General features: G+C 37.8%; 1 protein-coding gene and 4 pseudogenes. 4 read left to right on the forward strand and 1 reads right to left on the reverse strand.

The window, feature by feature from the left end:
* Positions 1–284: hypothetical protein (locus AFK68_RS38650; protein WP_210407354.1), on the forward strand; the 284-nt coding region annotated here is incomplete at its 5' end.
* A gap of 1,219 nt (positions 285–1,503) precedes the next feature.
* On the opposite strand, the pseudogene AFK68_RS44830 reads toward AFK68_RS38650, so the two are convergent.
* Positions 1,504–1,584, reverse strand: a pseudogene (locus AFK68_RS44830) (transposase); the annotation flags it as partial.
* Positions 1,585–2,576: 992 nt separating this feature from the next.
* Between AFK68_RS44830 and AFK68_RS38655 the strand changes: the two are divergent.
* The 3 pseudogenes from AFK68_RS38655 to AFK68_RS11455 form a co-directional block, all read left to right on the forward strand.
* Positions 2,577–2,795 (forward strand): annotated as a pseudogene (locus tag AFK68_RS38655) (polymer-forming cytoskeletal protein); the annotation flags it as partial.
* 1 nt (position 2,796) lies between these two features.
* Positions 2,797–3,411: pseudogene (locus AFK68_RS41540) on the forward strand (ATPase, T2SS/T4P/T4SS family); the annotation flags it as partial.
* 1 nt (position 3,412) lies between these two features.
* Positions 3,413–4,234, forward strand: a pseudogene (locus AFK68_RS11455) (type IV pilus twitching motility protein PilT); the annotation flags it as partial.
* Between the last annotated feature and the right edge of the window lie 918 nt (positions 4,235–5,152).

The raw sequence follows: 5,152 nt of genomic DNA on the forward strand, positions 1-5,152 counted from the left end.
TTTTATTATTAAAAAAACTAGGTTTTATTGCCTTAATACCTGTATGTTTAACTATATTTTTTGAGTATCCTTCTTTCTCAAAAAACTATACTCAAAATCAAAAATTTTTATCAAATAACAATTACATATTGAAACTTAACAAACCTCAGTCTGTTAAACATCAAAATCAATATTCCAATACATCTATTAGAAACGGAATAGAAGTATCTGAAGATGGCTGTATCATCAAAAATTTAACATTGAGAAATGGCATGAATCTCAAAATCAAACAAAACTGTAATTAGGGCGAGGTGAATAAATATAAAACTCATATAGTAATTCCCATGCTGGTGAGGTACAAAATTCTAGGTTTTAGGGAACAGGTATGGAGGGAATAGGTATGGAGGGAATCAGGAATCAAGAATAGAAAAGAAATTAAAGATAGGTATACCTCATAAGCTGGAGAAACGCTATATATATCACAGTTTTAATACTATTGATTATAGATTAATGCTTAATTTCAAAACAACTTGATCGTTCCATAACTTGCTTGAACATCATAAATCCTATTCAGCAAAGCTATGAATTTATTGATAACTATCAAAGAGCTTTTTGACAAAGATTATACATCTCAATCATGGTAAGCATTTCCTACGGAATGCTGCGCAAACATCCGTAAGCTATTAGCTAGCCTCCTAGGTCGGAACTACGTTAACAGCTATGAATTTTGGCGAAGGTAAAAGCAACCTTTGAAATTGAGAAAGAATCAAAATTTACTGCAAAATTACCCTTTCCCAACTTAGAAGTAATTAGGGCTGGCTGATTAAATTTCAAAGTATTTACAGATAAAGGTTGGAGCCTTTTTAGGTTGCTAAAAATACCAGATTTTGAGCTGCTTAATGCACGGTTCCCGAAAAATCAAAAAGGNACAGTTATCTCTATCATTGTAAGCATTTCCTACGGAATGCTGCGCAAACATCCGTAAGCTATTAGCTAGCCTCCTAGGTCGGAACTACGTTAACAGCTATGAATTTTGGCGAAGGTAAAAGCAACCTTTGAAATTGAGAAAGAATCAAAATTTACTGCAAAATTACCCTTTCCCAACTTAGAAGTAATTAGGGCTGGCTGATTAAATTTCAAAGTATTTACAGATAAAGGTTGGAGCCTTTTTAGGTTGCTAAAAATACCAGATTTTGAGCTGCTTAATGCACGGTTCCCGAAAAATCAAAAAGGAGCGTATTTTCAGCAATAGTTGGGAAAAAAATTACTCCCCCACCCCCCTACTCCCCTACTCCTTAAGAAAGACTTTTTCAGCCAACCTTAATTGTCGTAACAAAACAGGGAAGAAAAAACTAAAAAACTGGATTTATAAATGTATCGACTGTAGTTATGAAAACTCAATAAATATTCCTCCAGTAAAATAATTCCAATACCAATTTCCCAAAATATTATTACATTAGTTTAAGTTAGATAGGAGACGAAACCCTTCAGATTGGCAACGTAATAGTGTAGGGTTTTTAATAGATACGCATCATTACAACTAAAAATTTCTCTATCTATCCATGCTCTAATAATGCTATTACGGACAAATCTATCAGTTCTAATGGATGAATCTAGTTAATTAGACTCGTATCTTGTGCCCTACAACTTCATTTTATACACTTGCATAAAAGAGTTTATCCTTGAGTATTAGACATCTCCAGAAAATAAATAAACCTTTGAGTTAGATCGGCTAAAGAAAGAAAAAGTCACCATAAAAAATCCATTTTCATGCCTTTTTCGTGAAAATATTTTGCCTGTTACCCGTTCCCCGTTCCCTGTTCCCTGTTCCCTACTCCTCCAAAAAATCTATATCTTTTTCACCATAGGTCTATTACGATTGAGAGTATAATAGNAGTATTAGACATCTCCAGAAAATAAATAAACCTTTGAGTTAGATCGGCTAAAGAAAGAAAAAGTCACCATAAAAAATCCATTTTCATGCCTTTTTCGTGAAAATATTTTGCCTGTTACCCGTTCCCCGTTCCCTGTTCCCTGTTCCCTACTCCTCCAAAAAATCTATATCTTTTTCACCATAGGTCTATTACGATTGAGAGTATAATAGATAACTAGCTATATATCCAACTGTTTATTATTAGAAAGTCGCCCGCTTATAGGCGAAGTTTCAGACCAAATTAATTGGTAACTATGACCAAAAAATAGGATATTAAGCTTTCCCTTTAAAAGGATGAAAAGCGGACGTTTAGCTAACCCACAACTTTCCTATCGGAATGCTAGCGCAAATGGACTTCGGCTGTCGCCGATATTACGGAGCATGGCCTTAGCAGGAATTACGCAAAGGTAATATTTATAGAGTTTAAAAACTATTTCGCAATAGTTTTGAGCGCTACATTACATATAGCGTCTCTGCGTAACTCCTATTTAGATTCCCGCTTTTACATAGCCACTCCGCGACTTGAATTGCCGAGCGACATGAAAAACGCGCGTTGTGCGGAATGCTAAACGCCATATCCAATTCACCAAGAGAAAGTAAACATAACTATTTCAAGCCTCTGACTTCAGCCAGAGGAACTGATAAATGATAACTGATAACTGAAATGACACAAACACCACCACCTCGTCCCCCTGCTCCACCACCGCCAGGAGGCCGTGGTTTACCACCTCGTCCACCTGCTCCCCCCTCTCCTTCAGGAGCAAGAAAAGCACCAACAGCTCCTCCAAGACCTTCTAATCCTCCACCAGCATCAGCTCCAGTTCCTCAACAAACGATTCCTCCCACAGAAACTGCATCAGCCCAACCACCAACTCCTTCAGGTNCACCTGCTCCCCCCTCTCCTTCAGGAGCAAGAAAAGCACCAACAGCTCCTCCAAGACCTTCTAATCCTCCACCAGCATCAGCTCCAGTTCCTCAACAAACGATTCCTCCCACAGAAACTGCATCAGCCCAACCACCAACTCCTTCAGGTCCAGAACTTGCACCCGGACAAGTACCATTAACAGAAATTGTCCGGCGGGCTGAACAAGAAGGAATTTCAGATATTCACCTGGGTGTAAACGAAATACCAAGGTTCCGCAAGCGTGGCGACCTAGTACCACTTGAATATCCAGAGACCGACTTAGGCACTTTTATGAGTTGGCTACGGGAAATTATGAAGGATGAAGAAATTCGGGCATTCCAAGAAAATCTAGACTTTGACGGTGCGGCTGACCTAGGTTTTGTCCGAATACGGATTAGTTTGTTTGATTCTCTTGCTGGCCCAGCAATGGTATTACGACTCATTGGTGCGACAATTCTCAAGATGGATCAACTCAGGTTGCCAGAAGTTTTTAAGAAAGTTTGCCACTACCATAAAGGATTACTTTTGGTAACAGGGCCAACAGGTTCTGGTAAATCCACTACCATGGCAGCGATGATTGATTTTATGAATGATANCGAATACGGATTAGTTTGTTTGATTCTCTTGCTGGCCCAGCAATGGTATTACGACTCATTGGTGCGACAATTCTCAAGATGGATCAACTCAGGTTGCCAGAAGTTTTTAAGAAAGTTTGCCACTACCATAAAGGATTACTTTTGGTAACAGGGCCAACAGGTTCTGGTAAATCCACTACCATGGCAGCGATGATTGATTTTATGAATGATACTTTTCCTTATCACATCATCACTATTGAAGACCCTGTAGAATTTGTCCATGAAAGCCGAAAATGTTTGATTAAGCACCGGGAGGTAGGTAGACATACTCTGAAATTCTTTAACGCTCTCAAAGGCGCCCTCCGTCAAGACCCCGACATGATGTTAGTGGGGGAAATTCGGGATAAGGAAACGGTGGGAATTGCTATTAAAGCAGCATCCACAGGACACTTAGTAATGGGAACTTTGCACACTAACAGTGCAGTTAAAACCATCACTCGTATTCTTGATATGTTTTCTGCTGAAGAACAACCAGCAATTAAATTGGCTATTTCCGAAATTATGGTAGCCATTATTGCTCAGTTACTTTGTAAGACTACCGATGGTAAACGGGCAGCTTTCCATGACATCTTAATTAATACTGATGTAATTAAGGAATATATTCTCAAAGACCAGTATGAAGATATTAACCAAATTATGCTCAAAGATACTTATGAAGGTATGACTACCATGAATAGGTCTTTATACGATCTTTACCAAGAAGGTAGAATCACTGAAGAAATAGCAATTAATCAGTCACCTTCTCCAAACGAAATGGCTCAAATGCTACGGGGCAGAATTTAAAAAGATTATTAAATTTTCAATTTCAACTTTTCCAGAGCAACTAAAGTGTAAATTGACAATATAAGCTAAATAATTAGGGTTTGCTGAAAAAGTATGAGTTGTAGGAGTAGGAATCAGGAGTCAGGAGTCAGGATAAATGGGTATGGGAGCGAGGAGGTCTCGGAAGAATCATCCCTTGATTTTTCTGCCTCGCGTCAGCCTAAAATCATAACTTTATTAGGCTTTTTAGACCGAAAACCTTGTACCTTATATTCTGCACGACAAAATATAGTATCAAGAATAGGAGACAGGAGACAGGAGACAATTATAGTGGTCAATAGGAGTAAGTAATTGAGTATTTATGCTTAATATTTTCCTGAGAATCTGACTCCTGAGAAAGGTCAATGAATAGGATACATATAGTATAAATACTTACCAGGTTACCGTTTTTTATACTACTTTTAATGTTACAACTTAAGGTGCGGAATGTGGGTTGTACTTTTTCAGAACTGAAAAAGCCTAAAGCCTTTATCTGTAAGTGCTTTGAGATTTATTCAGCAAGCCCTAATTAGGAAAATTTGGACACGCCCTAGCTCAAACTAGATAGAAAGTATAGATTTAGTGGTAAACGAGTGAAAAGAGGACTTTATAAAGCTTCAAATGGTGTCAAATACAATGCTGATGTCAATGGAAGTTTAAACACCGATACGAAAAGCAGTCCCAAACGCTTTTAGCAATGGGATAGAGGGTGTTGTAGTTCACCCCGTTAAGGTAACACTTAATTAAAACTAAGTCAAGGAATATTTTTCTATAGATTTAGTAACTATAATGCACAGCATCAAAAGCTACAGTGCNAGATTTAGTGGTAAACGAGTGAAAAGAGGACTTTATAAAGCTTCAAATGGTGTCAAATACAATGCTGATGTCAATGGAAGTTTA

It is taken from the genome of Hydrocoleum sp. CS-953 (genome assembly GCF_002260545.1).
Classification (GTDB): Bacteria; Cyanobacteriota; Cyanobacteriia; order Cyanobacteriales; family Microcoleaceae; genus Trichodesmium.